Source organism: Streptomyces roseus (genome assembly GCF_001044425.1).
GTDB lineage: Bacteria > Actinomycetota > Actinomycetes > Streptomycetales > Streptomycetaceae > Streptomyces > Streptomyces roseus.
In genome coordinates this window covers 128,514-152,056 of sequence record NZ_LFML01000016.1, presented here as the reverse complement: position 1 = coordinate 152,056, position 23,543 = coordinate 128,514, and the positions used below count along the sequence as shown (strand labels likewise).

General features: G+C 71.9%; 19 protein-coding genes. 16 read left to right on the top strand and 3 right to left on the bottom strand.

What is annotated here, in order from left to right; all coding sequences use genetic code 11:
- Positions 1-915: DMT family transporter (locus ACS04_RS04880; RefSeq protein ID WP_078864417.1), on the bottom strand; the 915-nt coding region annotated here is incomplete at its 3' end.
- A gap of 148 nt (positions 916-1,063) precedes the next feature.
- Between ACS04_RS04880 and ACS04_RS04875 the strand changes: the two genes are divergently transcribed.
- From ACS04_RS04875 to ACS04_RS04850, 6 genes are all read left to right on the top strand, one after another.
- Positions 1,064-1,522: an Lrp/AsnC family transcriptional regulator gene (locus ACS04_RS04875; protein WP_048475228.1), complete on the top strand. Its 459-nt coding sequence runs from the start codon at positions 1,064-1,066 to the stop codon at positions 1,520-1,522.
- A 249-nt stretch (positions 1,523-1,771) separates the two neighbouring features.
- On the top strand, positions 1,772-3,280 hold the full coding sequence (locus ACS04_RS04870) for an aldehyde dehydrogenase family protein (protein WP_048475227.1): 1,509 nt from the start codon (positions 1,772-1,774) through the stop codon (positions 3,278-3,280).
- Entirely contained in the window at positions 3,277-4,803 is a 1,527-nt protein-coding gene (locus tag ACS04_RS04865; protein ID WP_048475226.1) for a GMC family oxidoreductase, read from the top strand. Before ACS04_RS04870 ends, ACS04_RS04865 begins: the two co-directional genes overlap by 4 nt.
- Entirely contained in the window at positions 4,800-5,876 is a 1,077-nt protein-coding gene (locus ACS04_RS04860) for a quaternary amine ABC transporter ATP-binding protein (protein ID WP_048475225.1), read from the top strand. Before ACS04_RS04865 ends, ACS04_RS04860 begins: the two co-directional genes overlap by 4 nt.
- 73 nt (positions 5,877-5,949) lie before the next feature.
- Entirely contained in the window at positions 5,950-7,995 is a 2,046-nt protein-coding gene (locus ACS04_RS04855) for an ABC transporter permease subunit (protein WP_048475224.1), read from the top strand.
- Position 7,996: 1 nt separating this feature from the next.
- Entirely contained in the window at positions 7,997-8,962 is a 966-nt protein-coding gene (locus ACS04_RS04850) for an ABC transporter substrate-binding protein (RefSeq protein ID WP_048475223.1), read from the top strand.
- A gap of 48 nt (positions 8,963-9,010) precedes the next feature.
- Here the strand turns inward: ACS04_RS04850 and proC are convergent, their stop codons facing one another.
- Together proC and proB are read right to left on the bottom strand one after the other, a co-directional pair.
- On the bottom strand, positions 9,011-9,820 hold the full coding sequence (proC, locus tag ACS04_RS04845; protein WP_048475222.1) for a pyrroline-5-carboxylate reductase: 810 nt from the start codon (positions 9,818-9,820) through the stop codon (positions 9,011-9,013).
- Positions 9,821-9,875: 55 nt separating this feature from the next.
- A complete protein-coding gene (gene proB / locus ACS04_RS04840) occupies positions 9,876-11,003 on the bottom strand; it encodes a glutamate 5-kinase (protein ID WP_048475251.1) in 1,128 nt (375 codons plus the stop codon).
- A gap of 259 nt (positions 11,004-11,262) precedes the next feature.
- Here proB and ACS04_RS04835 point away from each other — a divergent pair, with 259 nt between their 5' ends.
- The 10 genes from ACS04_RS04835 (at position 11,263) to ACS04_RS04790 (ending at position 23,541) form a co-directional block, all read left to right on the top strand.
- Complete coding sequence (locus ACS04_RS04835) at positions 11,263-12,276, top strand: pyridoxal-phosphate dependent enzyme (protein ID WP_048475221.1); 1,014 nt, start codon at positions 11,263-11,265, stop codon at positions 12,274-12,276.
- A 61-nt stretch (positions 12,277-12,337) separates the two neighbouring features.
- A complete protein-coding gene (locus ACS04_RS35215; RefSeq protein ID WP_053080695.1) occupies positions 12,338-13,537 on the top strand; it encodes an ATP-grasp domain-containing protein in 1,200 nt (399 codons plus the stop codon).
- Positions 13,534-14,730, top strand: a complete 1,197-nt coding sequence (locus tag ACS04_RS04825) for an MFS transporter (protein WP_048475220.1) — start codon at positions 13,534-13,536, stop codon at positions 14,728-14,730. The genes ACS04_RS35215 and ACS04_RS04825 overlap by 4 nt, the downstream gene beginning before the upstream one ends.
- A complete protein-coding gene (locus tag ACS04_RS35210) occupies positions 14,723-15,907 on the top strand; it encodes an ATP-grasp domain-containing protein (RefSeq protein ID WP_053080694.1) in 1,185 nt (394 codons plus the stop codon). Before ACS04_RS04825 ends, ACS04_RS35210 begins: the two co-directional genes overlap by 8 nt.
- Positions 15,908-16,015: 108 nt before the next feature.
- Entirely contained in the window at positions 16,016-17,023 is a 1,008-nt protein-coding gene (locus ACS04_RS04815; protein WP_048475219.1) for an ATP-grasp domain-containing protein, read from the top strand.
- Positions 17,020-18,402 carry a hypothetical protein gene (locus tag ACS04_RS04810; protein WP_048475218.1) on the top strand — a complete coding sequence of 461 codons (1,383 nt, stop codon included), beginning with the start codon at positions 17,020-17,022 and terminating at the stop codon, positions 18,400-18,402. Before ACS04_RS04815 ends, ACS04_RS04810 begins: the two co-directional genes overlap by 4 nt.
- A gap of 2 nt (positions 18,403-18,404) precedes the next feature.
- The gene (hisG, locus tag ACS04_RS04805; RefSeq protein ID WP_048475217.1) at positions 18,405-19,247 is read left to right on the top strand and encodes an ATP phosphoribosyltransferase; all 843 of its coding nucleotides are present in this window, start codon (positions 18,405-18,407) and stop codon (positions 19,245-19,247) included.
- Between the two features lie 497 nt (positions 19,248-19,744).
- The gene (locus ACS04_RS04800) at positions 19,745-20,794 is read left to right on the top strand and encodes a substrate-binding domain-containing protein (protein WP_107438533.1); all 1,050 of its coding nucleotides are present in this window, start codon (positions 19,745-19,747) and stop codon (positions 20,792-20,794) included.
- A 129-nt stretch (positions 20,795-20,923) separates the two neighbouring features.
- Positions 20,924-22,513 (top strand): sugar ABC transporter ATP-binding protein, encoded by a 1,590-nt coding sequence (locus ACS04_RS04795; protein ID WP_048475216.1) that lies wholly within the window; start codon positions 20,924-20,926, stop codon positions 22,511-22,513.
- Positions 22,510-23,541, top strand: a complete 1,032-nt coding sequence (locus ACS04_RS04790) for an ABC transporter permease (protein WP_048475215.1) — start codon at positions 22,510-22,512, stop codon at positions 23,539-23,541. Before ACS04_RS04795 ends, ACS04_RS04790 begins: the two co-directional genes overlap by 4 nt.
- The last annotated feature ends 2 nt before the right edge of the window (positions 23,542-23,543 follow it).

Sequence of the window (23,543 nt, the reverse complement as noted above, 5' to 3'; positions counted from 1 at the left end):
GGCGAGGGCCACGCCCGCGGTGATCAGGGGGACGCCGACGAGTACGGCCGCCGTCGGCGACTCGCCCAGCAGGGGGACGGCGAGCAGGACCACCGCGACCGGGCTCAGGCTGCCCATGGTGGAGCTGCGCTCGGCGCCGAGGCTGCGGATGGCGTACGCGTACAGCAGGCCGGCGCACAGGCCGACCCCCAGTCCCTGCACCACCAGGAACAGGGCGATGTCGCTCCCCGCGGCCGAGGCCATACCGGTGGGCAGCACGCCGGTCAGGACGAGGAGCGCCATCACCGTGAACGAGGGCAGGCACAGCAGGCCGATCGATCCGATCGGATCGAGGTCCATTTCCTTCAGCCCGACGGTGTACAGGGCCCACAGCCCGCTCGCGACGAGCAGGATCCCGGCCCCGGCCAGCACCTGCGCGTTCAGCGGGACGACGAAGCGCCAGACCAGGGCGACCACGCCGACCGCGATCAGCGCCAGTCCGACCGCCTGCGTGCCCCGGGGCAGGCCCTTGCCCGCGGCGGCCATCAGCGCGGAGACGAAGAGCGGGACCATTCCCGGGACGATGGAGCCGACGAAGGCCGCCGAGGTCAGGGAGCCGCCGTACATCGCGGCCAGGAAGAACGGCACCCCGGCTCCGCAGGCGATCTTGAGCGCGGTGGCCGGGCGGACGGCGGCGATCCGCCGCCGCCGGCGCCACAGCGCGGGAGCCAGGACGAGCAGCGGGACGCCGAAGCGCAGCAGGGCCGCGTCGGCCGGAAGCAGGGAGGAGGAGCTGAGCGCCCGGGCGCTGAGCGCGAAGGCGGCCCAGATGAGCACGGTCACGACCAGTGCCGCGGTGCCCTTCGCCCGGGCCGAGAGCCGTGGGCGGACCGCGGGCGGCAGTGCCGTCGCGGGTCCGGCGTTCGTGGTGACCAAGGGGCTCCTCCAGCCTCGGGGGCCGGATCCGGCCAAGGAGCAACGCTAGGGCTTCTGCCGGGGCAGCCGATTGCCAGTTCTGCCGCCCGGACATACGTTTGAGGCAGGATCTGCCAAGGATCTGCCCGACGAGAGCCGAGGAGCGGTGATGGACGCAGTCGATCTCCAGATCATCCGCGAATTGCAGGCCGACGGGCGGCTCTCCAACCAGGACCTCGCCGACCGGGTCCGGCTGTCCCCCTCGCCCTGCCTGCGGCGGGTGCGGCGGCTGGAGGAGGCCGGTCTGATCCGCGGCTACACGGCCATGGTCGACCAGGTCGCCTTCGGCCTGCCGATCACGGTGTTCGTACGGATCCGCCTGGACCGGCACACGAAGGAGGCGGTCGGCGTCTTCGAGGGGCACGTCGCGCTCATCGAGCACATCCAGGACTGCTACCTGATGGCCGGAAGCAGTGACTACCTGCTCCGCGTGGTCATCGAGAGCCTGGAGGCGTACGAATCCCTCGTGCGCAACCGGATCCACGCCATTCCCGGCATCGCCTCGATCGAGTCCAGCTTCGCCTTCGGCAGCGTGAAGCAGTCCCGGGTCTACCCCACCCCCACGTAACGGGCGCCCGCCGCCCCGTCGTCGCCGAAGGATCGGCGAGCACGCGCCCGAACTCCGCGCCGCCGTGGACCCTCTGTGCCCTCCCTCCGAGCGGCCTGCGTCACATGTACCTGTTTGTACCGCCTTTGAGCGTGAACAAGAACACTCTCCGCAATGCATTGCGCATGGATTTCGGGAGCCGGGGCAACCGGGCTGTTCGTGTCGGTGCCACCGGCAAGGGGGACCAGAGGACGAAAGGCAATACGCAACGTGACCGCAGCACAACAGAGCATCCATGTGGGCGGAGAGTGGCGCGCAGCCCTCTCCGGTGCCACGCGCGAGATCATCGACCCCGTCGACGCGACCGCCTTCGCGATCGTGGCCGAGGGCGGTGTCCAGGACACCGACGAAGCCGTGGCCGCGGCGCGTGCCGCGTTCGACGCCGGTGCCTGGCCGCGTACACCGGTTGCCGAGCGGGCTGCCCTGCTGCGCCGCGTCGCCGCCCTGCTGGAGCGCGACCGCGAGCGGATCGGCGCCCTGGAGAGCCAGGACGCGGGCAAGACGCTGGAAGAGGGCCGCGTCGACGTCGACTGCGTCCGCGACGCCTTCCTCTACTTCGCGGACCTCGTGGCCGGCGAGAGCGGCGGCCGCGTCGTCGACGCCGGTTCGGACGAGATCCGCAGCGTCGTCGTGCACGAGCCGGTCGGGGTCTGCGCCTTGATCACGCCGTGGAACTACCCGCTGCTCCAGGCCAGCTGGAAGATCGCGCCCGCCCTCGCCGCCGGCAACACGTTCGTGATCAAGCCCAGCGAGATCACCCCGCTGACCACCGTCGCGCTGATCGAGCTGCTCCTGGAGGCCGGACTGCCGCTCGGCGCAGCCAACATCGTCACCGGCCCCGGCGGCACGGTCGGCGCCCGGCTCGCCGAACACCCCGACGTCGACCTCATCTCGTTCACGGGCGGTCTCGTCAGCGGCACCAAGGTGGCGAAGGCGGCTGCCGACAGCGTGAAGAAGGTCGCCCTCGAACTGGGCGGCAAGAACCCCAACGTCGTCTTCGCCGACGCCTGTTCCACGCCCGAGGCGTTCGACACCGCCGTCGACCAGGCACTCAACGCCGCCTTCATCCACAGCGGCCAGGTCTGCTCCGCCGGGTCCCGCCTCATCGTCGAGGAGCCCCTGCGCGACCGGTTCGTCGCCGAGCTCGCCCGCCGGGCCCAGCTGATCCGGCTGGGGCGCGGCACCGACGAGGGCGTCGAGTGCGGACCGCTGGTCTCCGCCGCCCAGCTGGCGCGCACCGAGGAGTACGTGGCCTCCGCCCTTGCCGAGGGCGCGGTCCTGCGCGCGGGCGGCGAGAAGCCGGACGGTCCCGGCTATTTCTACCGGCCCACGGTCCTGGACCGCTGCCACCGCGGCATGCGCGTCGTCCGCGAGGAGGTCTTCGGCCCGGTCCTCACCGTGGAGACCTTCCGGACCGAGGAGGAGGCCGTCGCCCTCGCCAACGACACCGAGTTCGGCCTCGCCGGTGCGGTGTGGACCTCCGACGGCGACCGGGCCCGGCGGGTCGCGGCCGCGCTGCGCCACGGCACCGTCTGGATCAACGACTTCCACCCCTACCTGCCGCAGGCGGAGTGGGGCGGCTTCGGAAAGTCCGGCATCGGCCGCGAACTGGGCCCCGGCGGCCTCGGCGAGTACCGCGAGGCCAAGCACATCTACCAGAACCTCGCCCCGCGCCCCGTGCGTTGGTTCGCGGGCGAGGCGCAGAAGGACCAGGCATGAACGACCCGTACCTGTACGACTACGTCGTCGTCGGCGGCGGTACCGCCGGCTCCGTGATCGCCTCCCGGCTGACCGAGGACCCGGACGTCAGCGTCGCCGTCATCGAGGGCGGCCCCAGCGACGTCGGCCGCGACGACGTCCTCACCCTGCGCCGCTGGATGGGCCTGCTCGGCGGTGAGCTGGACTACGACTACCCCACCACCGAGCAGCCCCGGGGCAACTCGTTCATCCGGCACAGCCGTGCGCGCGTGCTGGGCGGCTGTTCCTCGCACAACACCCTCATCGCCTTCAAGCCGCTGCCCTCCGACTGGGACGAGTGGGCACAGGCGGGCGCCGAGGGATGGGACGCGGCGGCCATGGACCCGTACTTCGCCCGGCTGCGCAACAACATCGTCCCCGTGGACCAGGCCGACCGGAACGCCATCGCCCGGGACTTCGTCGACGCGGCGCAGCACGCGCTCGGCGTCCCGCGCGTCGAGGGCTTCAACAAGAGCCCCTTCCACGAGGGCGCCGGCTTCTTCGACCTGGCCTACCACCCGGAGAACAACAAGCGCTCCTCCGCCTCCGTCGCCTACCTGCACCCGTTCCTGGACCGGCCGAACCTGCACATAGCCCTGGAGACCTGGGCGTTCCGGCTGGAGCTGGAGGGCACCCGCGCCACCGGCGTGCACGTCCGCACCAAGGAGGGCGAGGAGCACGTCGTACGCGCCCGGCGCGAGGTCCTGGTGTGCGCCGGGGCCGTGGACACCCCGCGCCTGCTGCTGCACTCGGGCATCGGGCCGCGCGCCGACCTGGAGAAGCTGGGCATCCCCGTCGTGCACGACCTGCCGGGCGTGGGGGAGAACCTGCTCGACCACCCCGAGTCGGTCATCGTCTGGGAGACGCACGGACCGATCCCGGAGAACTCCGCGATGGACTCCGACGCCGGGCTGTTCGTCCGCCGGGACCCGGCCTCCGAGGGGCCTGACCTGATGTTCCACTTCTACCAGATCCCCTTCACCGACAACCCCGAGCGCCTGGGCTACGAACGGCCCGCGCACGGCGTGTCGATGACCCCGAACATCCCCAAGCCGCGCAGCCGCGGCCGGCTCTACCTGACGAGCGCCGACCCCCGGGACAAGCCCGCACTCGACTTCCGGTACTTCACCGACGAGGACGACTACGACGGCAGGACCCTCGTCGACGGCATCCGCATCGCCCGGAAGATAGCCCAGAGCGAGCCGCTGGCCGGATGGCTGAAGCGCGAGGTGTGCCCCGGGCCCGAGGTGACCTCCGACGAGGAGCTCAGCGCGTACGCGCGCCACGTCGCGCATACCGTCTACCACCCCGCCGGCACCTGCAAGATGGGCGCCGCCGACGACGAACTCGCCGTCGTCGCACCCGACCTGCGGATCCGGGGCCTCGACGGCATCCGGATCGCCGACGCGTCCGTTTTCCCCACCATGACCGCCGTGAACCCGATGATCGGCGTCCTCATGGTCGGCGAGAAATGCGCCGACCTGCTGGGAGGCACCACCCGATGAACGCTCCGCACACCCCCACCACCCCCGCGCAGTCCGTCTTCTCCGTACGGGACCTGTGGAAGGTCTTCGGCCCGAAGGCCGACCTCGTGCCCGCCGACCCGGAGCTCGCGGCCCTCGGCGCCGCCGAGCTGCGCGAGCGCACCGGCTGCACGGCCGCCGTCCGCGACGTCTCCTTCGACGTCAAGAAGGGCGAGGTCTTCGTCGTCATGGGCCTGTCGGGCTCGGGCAAGTCCACCCTCGTCCGCTGCCTGACCCGGCTCATCGAGCCGACCTCGGGCACGATCTCCATCGACGGCGAGGACGTCCTCTCCATGGACGGCGGCCGCCTGCGCGAGCTGCGCCGCCACCGGGCGTCGATGGTCTTCCAGCACTTCGGGCTGCTGCCGCACCGCACCGTGCTCGACAACATCGCGTACGGACTGGAGATCCAGGGCGTCGGGCGCGGTGAACGCCGCGAGCGGGCCGCCGAGTTCGCCGCCAAGGTCGGCCTGGACGGCATGGAGCAGCGCAGGCCGGGCCAGTTGTCCGGCGGTCAGCAGCAGCGCGTGGGTCTCGCCCGCGCCCTCGCCGTCGACCCCGAAGTCCTGCTGTTCGACGAGCCGTTCAGCGCGCTGGACCCGCTGATCCGGCGAGACATGCAGGAGGAGGTCGTACGCCTGCACCGGGAGGAGGGGCGCACGATGGTCTTCATCACGCACGACCTGAGCGAGGCCCTGAAGCTCGGCGACCGGATCGCGCTGATGCGCGACGGCCGGATCGTGCAGCTCGGGACGCCGGAGGAGATCGTGGGCGCCCCCGCCGACGACTACGTCAGGGACTTCGTCCGGGACGTGCCGCGCGAGCAGGTGCTGACCGTCCGCTCGGCGATGCGCCCCGCGCTCGGCGACGAGCACGAGAGCGGTCCCGCGCTCGGCCCCGGGGCCACCGTCCACGAGGCCATCGAGGCCGTCGCCCGTACGGGCGAGAACGCGCGGGTCGTCGAGGACGGCCGCTGCCTCGGCGTCGTCGACCAGGCCGGACTCCTCGGTGTCGTCGCCGGGGTACCGGTCGCGACCCGGAAGGCGGTGGCCTGATGTACGCCCATACCACCTGGCCGCCGCCGGGCGGCGCGAACGTCACCGCAGCCACCGCGGGACGGTGGGGCCGATGACCGCCACCGCCACCCCCACCCCTGCCACTTCCTCCACCACCCCCGACACGTCCGCCGCCCCGGCCACCGCCACCACCCCCGACACGTCCGCCGCCCCGGGCTCCGGCACCGCCGGCGACGCACGCCCCGGAACGCCGCGCGCCCTCGCGCGCCACCGCGGCCGGCTGATCGGCGCGGGCGTGGTCCTCGGCCTCGTCCTCGGATCCGTGCTCCTGGGCGGCGGCAGCTGGCCGGCCGCCCTCGGCGTCGACCTGTCCGGACCGCTGGAGCGCGTCGGCGACTGGATCGTCGACAACCGTGACGGCCACCCGCTCTTCCTCTACTTCCTCGGCCACGTCAGCAACGCGGTGGTCGTGTCCGTCCGCGCGGTGTACCTGCTGCTGCTCGCTCTCGGCTGGGCCGGCGTCACCGCCGCCGCCGGGCTGGTGGCCTGGCGCCTCGCGGGCGCCCGCCTGGCCCTGACCTCCGTCGCCGCGTTCGCCGTGTGCGCTGTGCTGGGCATGTGGGTGCCCACCATGCAGACGCTCGCCCTGATGGTGGTCGCCGTCGCCGCGTCCGTGCTCGTCGGAGGCCTCCTCGGGCTGGCCGCGGGCCTGTCGGACCGTATGCACCGCGTCCTGCGGCCGGTCCTGGACACCATGCAGGTGCTGCCGGCCTTCGCGTACCTCCTGCCCGTCGTGCTGGTCTTCGGCATCGGCGTGCCCGCCGCCGTCCTCGCGACCGTCGTCTACGCCGCTCCGCCGATGGCGCGCCTGACCGCCCTGGGACTGCGCGGCGCCGACGCCGGCGTCGTGGAGGCCGCCACCTCCCTCGGCGCCACCGGCCGCCAGCGGCTGCTGACGGCCCGGCTGCCCCTGGCCCGCAAGGAACTGCTGCTCGGCCTGAACCAGACGATCATGATGGCGCTGGGCATGGCCGTGATCGCGTCCGTCATCGGCGCGGGCGGCCTCGGCGACCGCGTCTACCAGGCGCTGGCCTCCGTCGACGTCGGCGCCGCGCTCGCCGCCGGTGTACCGATCGTGCTGCTGGCCATCGTCCTGGACCGGGTCACCGCCGCCGCAGGGGAGCGGCTCGGTGCGGCACCGGCCGCCCGGTCCCGGCTCGGCTGGACCCTCGCGCTCGCGGTGACCGCCGCCGTCGCCATCGCGGGACGCCTCGCCGACCGGCTTTCGTGGCCCGACGGGTGGACGGTGGACACCGCCGAACCCGTCAACCGCGCGGTCGACTGGATGACCGCCCACCTCTACTCCGGCGTGCCCGTCGTCGGCGGCACCGCCGACTGGGCCGCGCGGTTCACCGCATGGGTCCTCAACCCCCTGCGCGACGGACTCCAGTGGCTGCCCTGGTGGGCGGTCCTGCTGACCGTGGGCGCCCTCGCCCTGCTCATCGGCACCTGGCGCACCGCCGCGACGGCCGTCCTCGCCATGGCCGCCATCGGCGTGCTCGGCGTCTGGGGCCCGGCCCTCGACACGCTCTCCCAGGTACTGGCCGCCGTCGCCGTGACCCTGCTGCTCGGCTTCGCGCTCGGTGTCGCCGCCGCCCGCAGCACCCGCCTGGGACGCGCCCTGCGCCCGGTCCTCGACGTCTTCCAGACCATGCCGCAGTTCGTCTACCTCATCCCCGTGGTCGCCCTGTTCGGCGTGGGCCGCGCCCCGGCGGTCGCGGCCGCCGTGGTCTACGCGCTGCCCGCGGTGGTGCGGATCACCGCCCAGGGCGTGCGCGCGGTGGATCCCGCCGCCCTGGAGTCCTCGCGCTCGCTGGGCGCGACCGGACGCCAGCAACTGCTCCAGGTCCAGCTTCCGCTGGCCCGGCCCGCGCTGCTGCTGGCCGTCAACCAGGGCGTGGTGCTGGTCCTCGCCGTGGTCGTCATCGGCGGCCTCGTGGGCGGCGGTGCGCTCGGCTACGACGCGGTCTTCGGCCTCGCCCAGGGCGACCTGGCGACCGGTCTGGTCGCGGGCGCCGCGATCGTCTGCCTCGGCCTGATGCTCGACCGCGTCACCCAGCCCACGCAACGCCGCGACCCCGCCGGAAAGGGGGCCTGACATGGCTCGCACACGTCTCGCCGCACTCGCGGCGGCGGCCGCCGTCACGGCGACGGCCCTCACGGGCTGCGGCGCCGCCGACATGACCCGCCAGGCCTCCCCGTACGCCGACGCGAAGGGCTCCCGCACGGTGACCCTGTCCGTGCAGTCGTGGGTGGGCGCGCAGGCCAACGTGGCCGTCGCCCAGTACCTGCTGGAGCACGAGCTCGGCTACCGGGTGGACACCGTCCAGATCGACGAGGTGCCCGCCTGGGACGCGCTCAGCCAGGGCCGGGTCGACGCCATCCTGGAGGACTGGGGCCACCCCGACCAGGAGAAGCGGTACGTCGACGACAAGGCGACGATCAAGCCGGGCGGCGAGCTCGGGGTGACCGGCCACATCGGCTGGTTCGTGCCGACGTACTTCGCCGAGGCGCACCCGGACGTCACCGACTGGAAGAACCTGAACAAGTACGCGAACGACTTCCGTACGGCGGAGAGCGGCGGCAAGGGCCAGCTGATGGACGGCTCCCCCTCCTACGTGACGAACGACAAGGCGCTCGTGAAGAACCTGGGCCTGGACTACCAGGTGGTCTTCGCGGGCTCCGAGGCGGCGCAGATCACGCAGATCAAGCAGTTCGCCAAGGAGAAGAAGCCGTTCCTGAGCTACTGGTACAAGCCCCAGTGGCTGTTCGAGAAGGTCCCGATGACGGAGGTGAAGCTGCCCGAGCACCAGGAGGGCTGCGACGCCGACACGGAGAAGGTGGCCTGCGCGTATCCGCACACGCCGCTGCGCAAGTTCCTCAACGTCCGCTTCGCGGACGGCGGGGGCGACGCCGCCGCCTTCCTGAAGAAGTTCCGCTGGACGACCGACATGCAGAACGACGTCTCCCTGATGATCGCGGAGGAGAAGCTGGCCCCGCAGGAGGCGGCCGCCCGCTGGGTGAAGGAGAACGAGGCCACCTGGCGGACCTGGCTCCCGTCCTGAGACCGGACCGGCCCGCGCGGGCGGGCCCGCGTACGGGCCCGCCCGCGGTCACGCGTACGAGGTCGCCAGCTCGCCGCTGCGGTCGCGGGCGGCCTCCAGGGCCGCCATCAGGGCGGCCCGTACGCCGTGCCGCTCCAGCTCCCGCACCGCGCTGATGGTGGTCCCCGCCGGCGAGGTGACCGCCGCGCGCAGCTCGACCGGATGCGTACCGCAGTCGCGCAGCATGACGGAGGCGCCCACGGAGCTGCGGACGGCGAGCTCGTGCGCCTTGTCCCTCGGCAGCCCCAGCAGGACGCCCGCGTCGGTCATCGCCTCGACGAGGAAGTAGAAGTAGGCCGGTCCCGACCCCGACAGGGCGGTCGCGGCGTCCTGCTGGGACTCCGGCACGGTGAGGGTGTGGCCGACGCCGCGGAACAGCTCCGCGGCCTGCTCCACCTGCTGCTGCGAGGCGTGGCTGCCGCCGGAGAGCACGGTCATGCCCTCGTCGACCAGCACCGCCGTGTTCGGCATCGCCCGCACCACCGCGACACCGGCCGGGACCCGCTCCTCGAAGAAGGCCGTGGTGAGCCCGGCCGCCACGCTGATCAGCAGGGTCCCGGGGGCGATCGCGGGAGCGATCTCCGCCAGCAGCGCGCCCATGTCCTGCGGCTTTACGGCCAGGACCAGCACATCGGCCCAGGCGGCGGCCTCGGCGTTGCCCATCGGAGCCACCCCGTGGCGCGCCTCGATCTCGGCCGCCCGCGCCTTGCGCCGGCAGGTGACGCCGAGCGCCGGGGCCGGCCGGCCGGAGCGCACCAGACCCCCCAGGAGTGCCTCACCCATCTTGCCCGCGCCGAGCACGGCGACCTTGCAGGTCATGACTTGCTCCCTCGTGGTGGAAGTGACAAGAGAAGAAGGGGCCGGCAGGCCCGGTTCACCCCGTACCCGTCCCCGCGTACGCGTGCGGCGCGAACAGGGCCACGTCCTGCGCGCCGACGACCTCGGGATACGCCAGTGCCGCGGGCCCGTCCTGCGGTACGGGGAACCCGGCGAGCAGCCGGATCAGATCGCCGGACGCCAGCCGGGCGAGGCCGCGCGCCACGGGCCGGCCCGCGCCGTCGGCGAGGTCCACCGGGTCACCCGCGGTGAACTGCCCCTCGACGGCGGTGACTCCGCTCCACACCACCGGACCGCCGTGCTCCCGCACCTCCCGCACCGCATCGGCGTCCAGGACGATCCGGCCCTGCGGCGCCGTGGCGTGGGCGAGCCAGAACAGCTGCTCGGCGGGCCGCTGCGGGGCGGCGTGGAAGTACGTGCCGGTCCCCGCGCCCGCCAGGGCCCGTGCGGCCTGCCCGGCGGCGGCCAGCACCACGGGGATCCCGGCGCTCGCGGCGGTCATCGCCGCCTGGACCTTGGCCGCCATGCCTCCCGTACCGACTCCGGAGCGTCCGGGGGTGCCCGTACGGATCCCGGCGAGGTCGGCGGGGCCGCGGACCTCGGCGATCGGCCGGGCCGCGGGGGCCAGCGGATCCCCGTCGTACAGCGCCTCCACATCGGAGAGCAGGACGAGCAGGTCGGCTCCGATCAGCTCCGCGACCAGCGCCGCCAGCCGGTCGTTGTCCCCGAAGCGGACCTCGTGCGTGGCGACGACGTCGTTCTCGTTGACGACCGGAACGATCCCCAGGAGCATGAGCTTCTTCAGGGTGCGCCGGGCGTTGTGGTAGTGGTCGCGGCGGGTGATGTCCCCCGCCGTGAGGAGGACCTGCCCCACCTGGATGCCGTAGCGGCCGAACTCCGCACCGTACGTGCCCATGAGCAGCCCCTGGCCGACGCTGGCCGCTGCCTGCTGCTCGGACAGTTCGGTGGGCCGCGCGGTCAGGCCCAGTGGGGCGAGTCCCGCCGCGACGGCGCCGGACGAGACCAGGACGACGCTCTTGCCCTGCCGGTGCAGCCCGGCCAGGACCTCGACGAGGGCCGCCGGCCGGGCCGGATCGAGCCGTCCGGAGGCCGAGGTCAGCGAGGACGAGCCGATCTTGACCACGATCCGGTGGGCCCCCGCCACGTCCGCGCGCTCGGTGCGCGGATCGTCCGGAGCGGCTTCGGGTGTCACGGGAGCTCTCCTCTGGGGCGGCGGGACGGCCGGGCGGCGGCTGGGGTGCTCCGATTCAGCCATGATCCGTTCCCGTTTCGTTCCCGGTCACCGGGAATGATCCGGGATCGATCCGGTAGCCACCGGTCTCATTTTTGCTGGGCATCACCAGGCCCACAGCGAAAAGAGGAAGGAGGCAGGGAGTTCGGTGTTCTCGTCATTCACGGAGAAAATGGCACAACCGGATCTGATAGATCTCGGCGACGGCATATACGTCCTCCGGTTCGAGGTCATGAAGGTGACCTCGGTGTACCGGGCGGTCAAGGAGCTGCTGGCGCGCGGGGTGATCCGGCCCGGACAGACCCTCGTGGACAGCTCCAGCGGCATCTACGGCCACGCACTCGCCCTGGTCTGCCGGGAACTGGGACTGAAGTGCCACGTCTTCGCGTCCGTCGCGGTCGACGACGGGATCAAGACGCAGCTCAAGTACCTCGGTGCCACCTACGACCAGGTCGCCGGCGGCGGGGCCAACCTCCAGCACGACCAGGAGGCCCGCGTCCGGCTCGTCCACGACTACCTCCGGCGCAATCCGGACGCCTACTGGATGCAGCAGTACCACGACGACGTGCACTACGCCGGCTACGAGCACGTCGCGGAGCTGCTCCTCAAGGAGCTCGGCTGGGCCGAGATGACCCTGGTCGGCGGCGTCGGCACCGGTGCCTCGACCAGCGCGATGAGCCGCTTCCTGCGGGCGTCGTGCCCCAACGTCCGGGTGGCCGGGATCCAGCCGTTCGGCAGCCGTTCCTTCGGCTCCGAGAACTTCCCGCTCGACGGGTTCATCATCGCCGGGATCGGCAGCGGCATCCGCTTCGACAACATCGACTACAGCGCCTACGACGACATCCACTGGGTCGACTTCGACGTGTCGGCCGCGGGCTGCCGCCACCTGCTCTCCACCACGGGCGTCTTCGCCGGGCTCTCCGCCGGAGCCGGCTGGCAGGCCGCCCGGTACATCCGCTCGACCGAGCCCGGCGGCGGTCCCGTCGTCTTCATGGCCGCCGACCCCGGACACCGCTACGTCAAGCAGGTGTTCCCGCCCGACGGACCGCTCGTCGAGGACCCGGAGTACCGGCCCGTGGTCATTTCCGCACTGGAGGAGATGACCGGTCCCTGGTGCACGATGAACTGGGGCAGAAGACCGTACAGCGTCCAGGACGACCTGCCGGTGCTCGCCCTGCAGGGCTGAATCGCCCGCACGGCCGACCTGGATCGCCGAATTCCCCCGTAAAAGAATCCGAGGCCGCACCATGACCGATGTCGCCATCATCAATTATGGCGCCCAGCACCACTATCCGGCCATGCTCCACGAGCTGGCGAACGGGCTCCACGTCTTCAGCCACAACCCCCTCGCGCACACCGCCGGGCTCGGCTCCTACGAGCACGTCGAGGACTGCGAGTTCGTCCCGTACGCCGAGCTGCGCATCCGGCAGCTGGCACGGACCCGGCGCTTCAGCCACATCATCACCGACAACGAGTACGACCTCGAACGGGCCGCCCGCATCCGCGAGGACCTGGGCATTCCCGGCCAGTCGGCGCGCAGTGCACGCCAGTTCCGCGACAAGGTCGTCATGAAGCAGACCGCGGGACGCACGGTGGCCACCCCGCGCTACGCCCGGCTGGCGACGATCGTGGACCTCACCCGGTTCATCGCCGACAACGACTACCCGGTCGTCGTCAAGCCGGTGAGCCAGGGCGGCTCGCGCGACATCGTCGTCCTGCGCGACGAGGACGACCTGATGGCCTTCAGCCGCCGCCACTGGCGCGAGGACCTCATGGTCGAGGACTTCGTGGACGGCGAGATCTACCACGTCGACGCGATCCTGGCGCCCGGCTACCGGTTCGTGGCCTCCTCCCGGTACCTGCGCGACTGCCTCGGCGTCCTCTCCGGCCAGAACAACGGCTCCCTCCAGCTCGATCCGGCCGGCAAACTCTCCCGGCGGCTGGAGGAGTTCCTCGACCGGGTCCTGGACGCCTTCGACACCCCGGAGGTCGGCGCCTACCACCTGGAGGTGTTCCGCACGCCCGAGGACGAGTTCGTGCTCTGCGAGATCGCCTCGCGCGTCGGAGGCTCCCGCATCCCCGCCCTCACCCGCCTCACCTACGGCCTGGACCTGCACACCACCTGGCTCCGGCTCTCCTGCGGCCTGCCCGTGGACCCCGCGCCCAGCACCCCGCCGGCCCGATTGCACGGCTCCATCGGCATCGTCCCCCAGGGCCGCCCCGTGCGCGCCCCGCAGAGCCTGCCCTTCGACTGGGTCGAGCACTACCAGGTCAACGAGCAGCTCGCACCCGGCGCCGTGGCGCAGAACAGCACCTCCAACCTCTGTTTCGCCCTCGTCCGCGGAGCCGACACCGCCGAGGTGGAGCAGCGCCTGCTCCAGACCGAGGCATGGATCCTGGACAACCTGATCGAGGCCGACGAACCCGCCCGGCACCCCGCGCCGTGAACGCCTGGCGAGAGGCGTCCCCCACCGCGCGCCTCCTGCTGATCGCGGTGCTCTTCACCGGCCTGACCACCTTCATGTTCCTGCCGCTGCTGGCGATAGAGCTGACGGCGCAGGGCATACCGGCGGGCCGCACCGGCTTCCTCGTCGGTCTGCTCGCCTTCTCCGGCCAGGCGTTCTCGCTCCTGACCGGGCTGCTGGTCGACCGGTTCGGCGCCCACCGGGTGATGGCCGCCGGCTTCCTCCTGCGCGTCCTCGGCTACGTACTGCTCGGGCTCGGCGGCGCCGGTGCCGCGGCGCCGCTCGTGGCCGGGATCGTGGCCGTCGGGATCGGCGGCTCGCTGCTGGGCCTGTCGACCAAGACGCTGCTCGTCTCGCAGGAGGGCGCCGACCCGCGCACGATGCTCGCGCTGCGCTCGACGTTCGTGAACGTCGGCGTCGTGGCCGGTCCCGCGCTGGGCGCGGCGGTGTACCCGCTGGGGTTCGGCTGGATCCTGGCGGCCTGCGTGCTCTCCCACCTCGTCCTCGGCACCTGCCTGGTCCTGCGACGGTCCGTGACGGCCTCCCGGTCACGGGCCGCCGCGGGACGGGCCGCCGCCCCGGCGGCGGGCGGCGCCCCCGCCGCGCCGTGGACCCTGCGCCAATGGCTGCCCCTGTGCGGGCTCGGGGTCGCGTACTGGGCGATCTACAGCCAGCTCAACGTCCTGCTGCCGATCACCGCGAACGCGATGACCGGCAGCACCGCCGCGATCTCGGTGGTCTTCACGGCCAACGGGCTGCTCGTCGTGCTGTTCCAGTACACCCTGCTGCGCCACGTGTTCCGCCGCGCCACCGCCCGCACCCTGCTGGTCCTCGGCTTCCTCGCCTTCGCCTGCGCCTACGCCACGCTGATACCGCTGGCCGGGTGGTACTCGCTCCTCGCCTTCGTGGTGCCGGTCACGCTGGCGGAAATGCTGATCGGCCCCAGCCTCGACGAACAGGCCGTCAGCGCCGCCGCCACCCGCCGCACCGGACTCGCGCTCGGCACGATGAGCGCGGCCGGAGCCCTGGGCAGCCTCTTCGGCTCCAGCGCCGGCGGCTACCTGCTGCAGAGCGCGCGGGACGGCAGCGAGGTGTGGCTGCTGCTCGTCGCTTCCTCCCTCGCCGCCGCGGCGATCTGTCTCCTCCTACCGAAAGTGCGTACGCGCCATGTCTGACACACAGCCGACCGCCGTGCTGCTCAACCCCCGCAGCCACGTCCTGGCCGCGGCCGGGAAGCTGGGGATCGCCACCGTGACCGTCCCCGAACCCGGCAGGCCGCTGCCCGAGGACGGGGGCGGGGTGGCCTTCCACTCCCCGTGGACCACCGACCCCGAGGACCTGATCGAGCGGCTGCGCGCCCTGGACCTGCCCGCCCCCGTCAGCTGCTTCGGCTTCGGCGAACTCGGCTGCCGCGTCGCCGCGCTGGTCAACCGGCGCCTCGGCTGGCCCGGCAACCCGCCCGAAGCCATGGAGGCGTTCACGGACAAGGCGAAGCTGCGCTCGGTGGTCGGCGACCGGGCCGGCGCGCCCGTCGCGTACGTGCTGTGCACGGAGAAGAGCGGCATCCGTCCGGCCGTCGAAAGCATCGGCTACCCCTGCATCGTGAAGCCCGCCGGCGGCACCGGCAGCGCCGGGGTGCGCCGCCTCGCGGGGCCGGACGAGCTCGAAAGCCACCTCGCCACCCTGGACTTCACCTCCCCGCACATCGTCGAGGAGTTCCTCGTGGGGACCGAGTACAGCGTGGAGGCGACGAGCTCCCGCGCGGGCCACCGGATCCTCGCGATCACGGAGAAGGCGACCACCGGCGCCCCCGGATTCGTCGAGACCGGCCACACCCTGCCCGTACGGCTCGACCCGCAGGACGAGGCGGCCGTCGCCGCCCTGGTCACCGCGACCCTGGACGCGGCGGGCTACCGGTCGGGCCCCTCGCACACCGAGGTCATGCTCACGGCCAAGGGGCCCCGCCTCATCGAATCGCACGGCCGTCCCGGGGGCGACCGCCTCAGCGACATGCTCGACCTGGCGCTCGGCGAGGACGTCTTCGAACAGGCCATGGCGGACCTGCTCGGCCTGCCCGTCCCGAACGCCCCCACCCGCCACCGCGTCGCCGGGATCCGCTACGTCGGCTTCGACCGTACGGTGCCGCTCACCGTCACCGACGCGGAGATCGCGGCGGTCGCCGCCCTGCCCGGGGTCACCGAGGTCGCCATCGCCGTACCCGCCGGCCAACTACCCCCGGAGGTACACCGGTCCGGGGACCGGCACGGCTTCGTGGTCGCCCACGGCGCGGACCGCGAAGAACTGGAGAGCCGCCTCGCCCTCGCCGTGCGCACCCTCACCGCCGGCCGCTGAGCCCGCCCGTACCCGCTCTGCCCCGCCCGTACCCGCTCTGCCGCCGTACCCGCCCCGCCCCCGTACCTGTCCGCCCCCCAACACGTCAGCGCCCGAAAGGCACTTCCCATGTCGTACAAGATCCTGGTCCTCGTCTCCGAGGCGGCGAAGTTCCGCCTCGACAACCACTCGATCATTCCGAGTGCGCTCCACCGGGAGGGGCACGACGTCCACATCGGCGACATCGACACCCTCTGCCTGCACGACAACACCGTGGTCGTCGACCGGGTGCGGCTCAGCGAGGAGTACCTGACCGGCCACGACTTCCCGGCGCTGAGCGAGTCCTACGCCAGCGCCGAGGACTTCGACCTCGTCTGGGTCCTCACCGGCACCCACCCCGAGGCGCTGGCCGACTCCTTCCAGCTGCTCTGGCTGCTCAACCAGCGCGTCCCCTTCGTCAACGACGCCTCCGCCCTCTTCTACCTCAACTCCAAGATCACCCTGGGGGCGGCGGTCCCCGCGGAGCACCTGCCCGCCTCGTACGTCTCGAACGACTTCGAGTACCTCACCGAGCTGGTCGAGTCCGACGAGAACCGCACCTGGGTGCTCAAGCCGACCAACGAGGGCTGCGGCGCGGGCGTGTACTTCGTCAACAAGAACGAGCGCAACCGCCCCGCCCTGCTCCAGGCCGCCACCGGCAACGCCGTGCCGCGCTACGAGATGTACAGCCGCAACATCATCGGGCTCTCCAAGCGGTACACGGCCGTGCAGGAGTACATCCCCAACGTCCGCAGCAACGAGAAGCGCGTGATCATCGCCGGCGACGTCCCGGTCTGCGGGTTCCGCCGCTTCCACTTCGACAACGACGACCGCGCCAACGTCACGCTCGGCACCAAGTTCGAGGGCCTGACCCTGACCCCGGAGGAGGACGAGTTCGTACGCTCCCTCGGCAAGCGCATGATGGACCTCGGCATCTTCTACTCCGGCATCGACATGGCGTACCCGTACATCATGGAGTTCAACCTGGTGAACCCGGGCGGGCTCAACTACTCCTTCCGGGCCACCGGCGTCGACCAGTCCTCCGAGACCGTCAACGCCGTGCTCGCCGCCCTGCGCGCCGCCGGGAAGATCTCGTGAGCAACTGGTCCGCGCTCGACCCCCGGGCCACCGCGGCCTGGACGGAGTTCGCCGCCACCGGCGCCGCCGAAGCGGACAACGAACGGTTCCAGAAGCGGCTGCACCGCCCCGGCTGGATCCACGCGTACCCGCCCGTCGTCCTGCGCGGGGCCGCCGCCGACGAGGTCACCGAGCTCGGCCTGCGCCTGGCCGAACTCGTCTCGGACTTCCCCCGCCGCGTCTTCGGCGAGGACCTGGAGGCCTGGGCCGGCTACCTCGGCGTCCCCGCCGAGGACGCCGAGCTGATGATCAGCGCCCTGCGCCACCCGCGGACGGGCCGCGCGGCCACGGCCGTCATGCGGCCCGACCTCGTGGTGACCGACGACGGACTCCAGCTCGTCGAACTCAACGTCTCCACACCCATGGGCGGCATGAGCACGATCGCCCCGTACGCCGAAGCCGCCCTCGACTCGGACTTCGCCCGCTTCCTCGCGGCGCGCGGCCTCACCCCGGGGGCGCCGGCCACCACGCACGTCTGGCTGGACATGTTCGTCGGCCTCCTGCGCGAGCACGAGACGGAGCGGCCGCTCCACGTGTTCGAGGCGATCGCGAACCCCGCGGACTCCGACTCGGGCCGGCGCTTCTTCGTGGACATGATCCGGTCGGGCGGCTACGAGATCAGCTGCGGCCTCGTCACCGACCTCGAACTCGACGAGGACGGCGCCTCCTTCGACGGCAGACGCGTCGACGTGGTCGTCACCATGTACACCTGGCACGAGACGAAGAAGCACGTCCCGCCCGCCCTCACCCGCAGGCTGATGGAGCTCGACATTGCCGAGAAGCTCGACTTCATCGGCGCCCCGGCGACGGCCCTGCACGACAACAAGGGCAACCTGGCCCTGCTGACCGAGCCGGAGTTCGACCACCTCCTGAGCGAGGAGGAGCGGATTCTGGCGCGGGCGCACGTCCCCAAGACCTTCCGGCTGCGGGCGGACACCCTCGACCGCGCGCTCGCGGAACGCGAGGCGCTCATCTGCAAGCCGGCGTCGGCCTACGGGGGCAAGGACCTGGCCTTCGGATTCACCCACGACGACGGGCAGTGGCGGGCCCTGCTGGCGGAACGCCTCGCCGACCCGGCCGAGACGTACGTCCTCCAGCGCCGGCTGCGCCCCGCCGTCGTCGACGTGCCCGGAGCCGAGCCGGCCGGGCGCGAGGTGGTCCTGGCCCCCCTGGTCTTCGGCGGTCGCTTCGCCGGGACCTTCCTGCGCCAGGCCCCGCCGAGGTCCGCCTCGGCGATCAACGCCTCCAGCGGCGCGGAGGCGGCCGGAGTCCTGACGTTCGAGCCCTACCCCGCACCCTCGCACACCCCACCCTCGTCGTCCTCGTACAAGGAGCTTTGACGGTGCTCAGGATCGCGGTTCCCAACAAAGGCTCACTGTCGGAGCGCGCCTCGGCGATGCTGAAGGAGGCCGGCTACAGGCAGCGCAAGGAGGCCAAGGAGCTCGTCACGGTCGACCCGGGAAACCAGGTCGAGTTCTTCTACCTGCGCCCCCGCGACATCGCGGTGTACGTCAGCGCGGGGCGGCTCGACCTCGGCATCACCGGCCGCGACCTGCTGCTGGAGTCGGGCGCCAACGCCGAGGAGGTCCTGGCGCTGGGCTTCGCCCGCTCGACGTTCCGCTACGCGGTCAAGCCCGGCTCGGCACGGGGCGCGGCCGACTTCGACGGCATGACGATCGCCACCTCGTACGAGAACATCGTGGCCAAGCACCTGGCGAACAGCGGTATCCAGGCCACGGTCGTCCACCTCGACGGCGCCGTGGAGACCGCCGTCGAGCTGGGCGTGGCCCAGGTCGTGGCCGACGTGGTGGAGACCGGGACCTCGCTGCGCAACGCCGGTCTCGAAGTGGTCGGCGAGCCCATCATGGAATCGGAGGCCATCCTCGTCCGGCGCCCGGGCACGGACGATCCGAGGGCCCGGCCGTTCCTGCGGCGCCTCCAGGGCGTCCTGGTGGCCGGCTCCTACGTGATGATGGACTACGACTGCCGCGCCGAGCACCTGGAGGCCGCGGTCGCCCTCACCCCCGGGCTCGAAGCGCCCACCGTCTCCCCGCTGCACAACGAGGGCTGGGTGGCGGTCCGGGCGATGGTCCCGGCCAAGGAGGCCCAGCAGATCATGGACGACCTCTACGCCCTGGGCGCCCGCGCGATCCTCACCACGGCGATCCACGCCTGCCGCCTCTGAGTCCCTCGCCCCCGCCCCCGCCGCCCCGCCCCGCCGCCGCCGAACCGGCGGGGCGGGGCGCTCGCGTCGGCGGTCCGGACGGGGCATCACGGGGCACAGCAGCTTCGAACGTGTTCCGACGGATATCAACATGCTCCGGGTCTGCTTCCGGCGGCCGCGCGTCGTGTCGCGGATTCCGGTCACTGGCGGTCCAACCCCCTTGCGCCACCGCCGTACCGGGCCCAGCGTCGCGTTGGGGGTGGCGGGGTGCATCAATCCGAAACCTCCGGTTCGCCCTGTTGACTTATGGCGGAAACAGCGCTTGTCTCTGTTGCATCAAGTTTGAAAGCGGCCGACTGTGATGGATTTTCGGTGAACGAAGCGCCCGCAGGCGGCTCTTCGACCGAGGCCGGACCCCTGTCCGCACACGCTCCACAGCCCCGCCCCACCGCACGTGCCCTCCCGGGCGCCCGGACCCCCGGGCGCCCGGCGCGATCCGTCCAAGCGAAGGTATTGACATGCTCACTCAGCACCACCGCCGTCCGGTGGCCGCCGCGGCCCTGGGTCTGGCCGCGATGCTCGTCCTCTCCGCGTGCTCCAGCGGCCAGGAGACGACGAGCGGGGCCGCGGACGTGGGGAAGGTCGACGGGAAGATCTCCCTGACCTACCTGCAGAAGCAGGGCGACCAGGAGTACTTCATCGGCGAGGCCGCCGGCGCGAAGGCGAAGGCGAGCGAGCTCGGCATCGAACTGAAGGTGGTGAACCTGGGCAACGACGCCAACAAGACGGTGGGCGAGGCCCAGGCGGCCATATCGCAGAAGAGCAACGGGCTGATCGTGGTGGTGCCCGACCCGGCCGTGGGACCGCAGGTCGTGCAGCTGGCGAAGAGCAGCAAGGTGGCCCTCCTGACGTCGGACGACCAGATCTGCGCCACCGGCCCCGACCCCGCCGCCTGCGGGGCCGACGGCCTGGTCCCCCGTATCGGCTTCAGCGGTGGGCAGATGGGCGGCGAGGTGGGCAGGCGCGCCGCCGAGGAGTTCAAGAAGGCGGGCTGGAACGCGGCGGAGACGCGGACCATCTCGGCCTGGAAGCAGGACGTCACGGTGTGCACCGACCGGGTCAGCGCCGCGAAGAAGGCCTTCGCGGAGACCGCGGGCGTGGCGGTCCAGAACCTCGACGTACCCACCGACAACTCCCCGACGGGAGCGCAGGACAAGATCGCGGCGACGATCACCGCGAACGCCTCCGTGAAGCACTGGGTGGTCTGGGGCTGCAACGACGAGAACGTCCAGGGCGGCGTCACCGCGCTGGAGAACGCCGGGTTCACGGCTGACAACGTTATCGGCGTGGGTCTCGGGGCCTACCTCGCCTGCAAGAACTGGAGCTCCGGCAAGCCGTCCGGGATGAAGGCGGCGCTCTTCATCAACGGCAGGGACGTCGGCGCCCTGGCCGTGCAGACGATGTACGACAAGCTGAAGAACGGCAAGGAGTTCCCCAAGGAGGCCTTCGCCCCGACCAAGATGGTCGACGCCTCCAGCTGGAAGGACGCGGGAGTCGCCTGCAGCTGAGCCGGGCCCGCCGCCGCCCGGGTACGGCCCACGCCGCGGCGGGGCCGTACCCGCTCCGCCCCGCCCCGGCCGGCGCGGAGCGGCAGCGTCGCCGGAACGCCACCTGTCATCCCAGCTTGCGAGGCTCCCATGACCACAGCCGGGCCCCAGCCGCCCACCGCCCCCCACCACCCCGGCGAGGAGATCTCCGTCGAGAACGTCACCAAGCGCTTCGGCGCGGTGCAGGCGCTCAGCGGTGTCACGCTCTCCTTCCCCCCGGGCCGGGTGACCGCCCTCATGGGGGAGAACGGGGCGGGCAAGTCGACCCTCCTGAAGATCCTCACCGGAGACCACCAGCCCACCGAGGGCGCCATCCTGTGGGCCGGACGCCCGCGGAACTTCTCCTCGCCGCACGACGCCCGCAAGGCCGGGATCCGGATCATTCCCCAGGAGCCGGAGATCATCCCGCACGTCTCGGTCGCCGAGAACGTCTACGCCGGAGCCCTGCCGCGCACGGCCGGACGCCGTCTCGACCGGGCCGAGCTGCGCCGCCGCATCACCGCGGACCTGCTCCGGCTCGGTTTCGAGAAGGTCATCCACCCCGATCAGCTCGGGTCAGAACTCACCCCCGCACAGCGCCAGTTGGTGGAGATCCTGCGGGCGCTGACCGGCGACGCGAAGGTCATCGCCTTCGACGAGCCCACCTCCTCCCTGTCCGAGAACGAGGTTGAGGCCCTCTTCGGCCTGATCGAGCGGCTCCGAGGCCGGGGCATCGCCGTCATCTACGTCTCCCACCGCATGAAGGAGATCTTCCGCCTCGCCGACCGCATAGCCGTCCTGCGCGACGGCGCCCTCGCCGGTGTGCTGGAGGCCCGCGACACCGACGAGGGGGAAGTGGTCCGCCTGATGGTCGGCCGTGACCTCTCCTCCCTGTACGTCCGGCAGGACGTCGCCCGCGAGGAGGTGGTCCTGCGCCTGCAAGGCGTCACCACGGACGACGTCTTCGACATCGACCTCGACGTCCGCGCCGGAGAGGTGGTCGCCCTGGCCGGACTCATGGGCGCCGGCCGCTCCGAACTCGCCCTCGCCCTCGCCGGCGACCGGCCCCTGCGGGCGGGGCGCGTCAGCGTGAACGGCCGGACCCTGCGCCTGCGCAGCCCCAAGGACGCGATCCGGGCCGGCATCGGACTCGCCCCCGAGGAGCGCAAGGCCCAGGCGCTGTTCCTGCACCGCTCCGTCCGGGACAACACCTCGCTGGTGAGCCTGGACCGGATGCGCCGCTGGCGATTCGTCCGCAGCCGCCGCGAGAGGGCGGCGGCGCAGGACTACTCCGACCGGCTGCGGGTGCGTACGCCCTCGATCGAGCACGAAGTGCGCAAACTCTCGGGCGGCAACCAGCAGAAGGTCGTGCTCGCGCGGTGGCTGTTGCGCAAACCCGCGGTGCTGATCCTCGACGAGCCGACGCGCGGCATCGACATCGGCGCCAAGGCGGAGATCTACCGCATCATCGCCGACCTCGCCCGGGAGGGGGTGGCCCTCCTGGTGATCTCCTCCGAACTGCCCGAGGTGCTCGGGCTCGCCGACCGGGTCGTCGTCATGCAGAACGGCCGCATCACCGGTGAACTCAGCCGCTCGGAGGCCACCGAGGAAGCCGTCCTCCACCTCGCCATGGCCGACGACCTCGCCCCCGTCGCCGCAGACCGAACGCTCACCGACTCCGCCGATGGAGACGCACGATGACCACCACCCGCACGCCGGCGACCACCGACAGCGTCCCCGCTCCGGCGGGGAAGAGCAGAGGAACCCTGCTCTCCTCGCTCGGGGGCCAGAACCTGAGCCTCATCGGCGCCCTCGTCCTCGTACTGGCCCTGTTCGGCCTCCTGAACGACAACTACCTCAGCCTTTCCAACCTCCAAGTGATCGGCGAGGCCGCGACGATCACCGGGCTTCTCGCCGTCGTCCAGACCGTCGTGATCATCTGCGGGGGACTCGACATATCCGTCGGCTCGCAGGCGGGACTCGCCTCCGTGGTCAGCGCCATGGTCTTCACGTCCGGCGGATCGAACCCCTACCTCGGCATGGCCGCGGCGATCGGCGTGGGCCTCCTGGTCGGGGTGGTCAACGGCGTCTTCATCGTCTACGGCCGGGTCAACCCGACCATCGCGACCCTCGCCGGCCTGGCCGCGTACAAGGGCGTGGCCCAACTCGTCTCCGGCGGCCGCGCGCAGGGCTACGTGCTCAACGACCCCCTGTTCGTGTTCCTGGGCCGCGGGAAGATCGCCGGTGTTCCGGTGATGATCTGGATCCTGGCGGTCGTGGCGCTGGCGGTGCACGTCCTGTTGAAGTACACGGACATCGGCCGCAACGTCTACGCGATCGGCGGCAACGACACCGCGGCGCGTCTGGCGGGCATCGACATCAACAAGTACCTGGTGGCGGTCTACGCGCTCATCGGCGTGGTCGCGGCGGTCGCGGGCATCCTGCTGACGGCCCGGACCGGATCGGGACAGCCCGTCTCGGGCAGCGAAGGGCTCGAACTCAAGGCCGTCACGGCGGCCGCGCTGGGCGGATGCGCGCTCAAGGGCGGCAAGGGCGGCATCGGCGGCACGCTCTTGGCCGTGGCGCTGCTCGGCGCGCTGGAGAACGGCCTGACCGTCGAGGGCATCAACACCTTCTGGCAGAACGTCGCGCAGGGTGCCCTCCTCGTCGCCGCCGTCGTCATCCAGCAGCGCCGCAGCGGCGAACGCGCGGTCGGACTGCCTCACTGAGG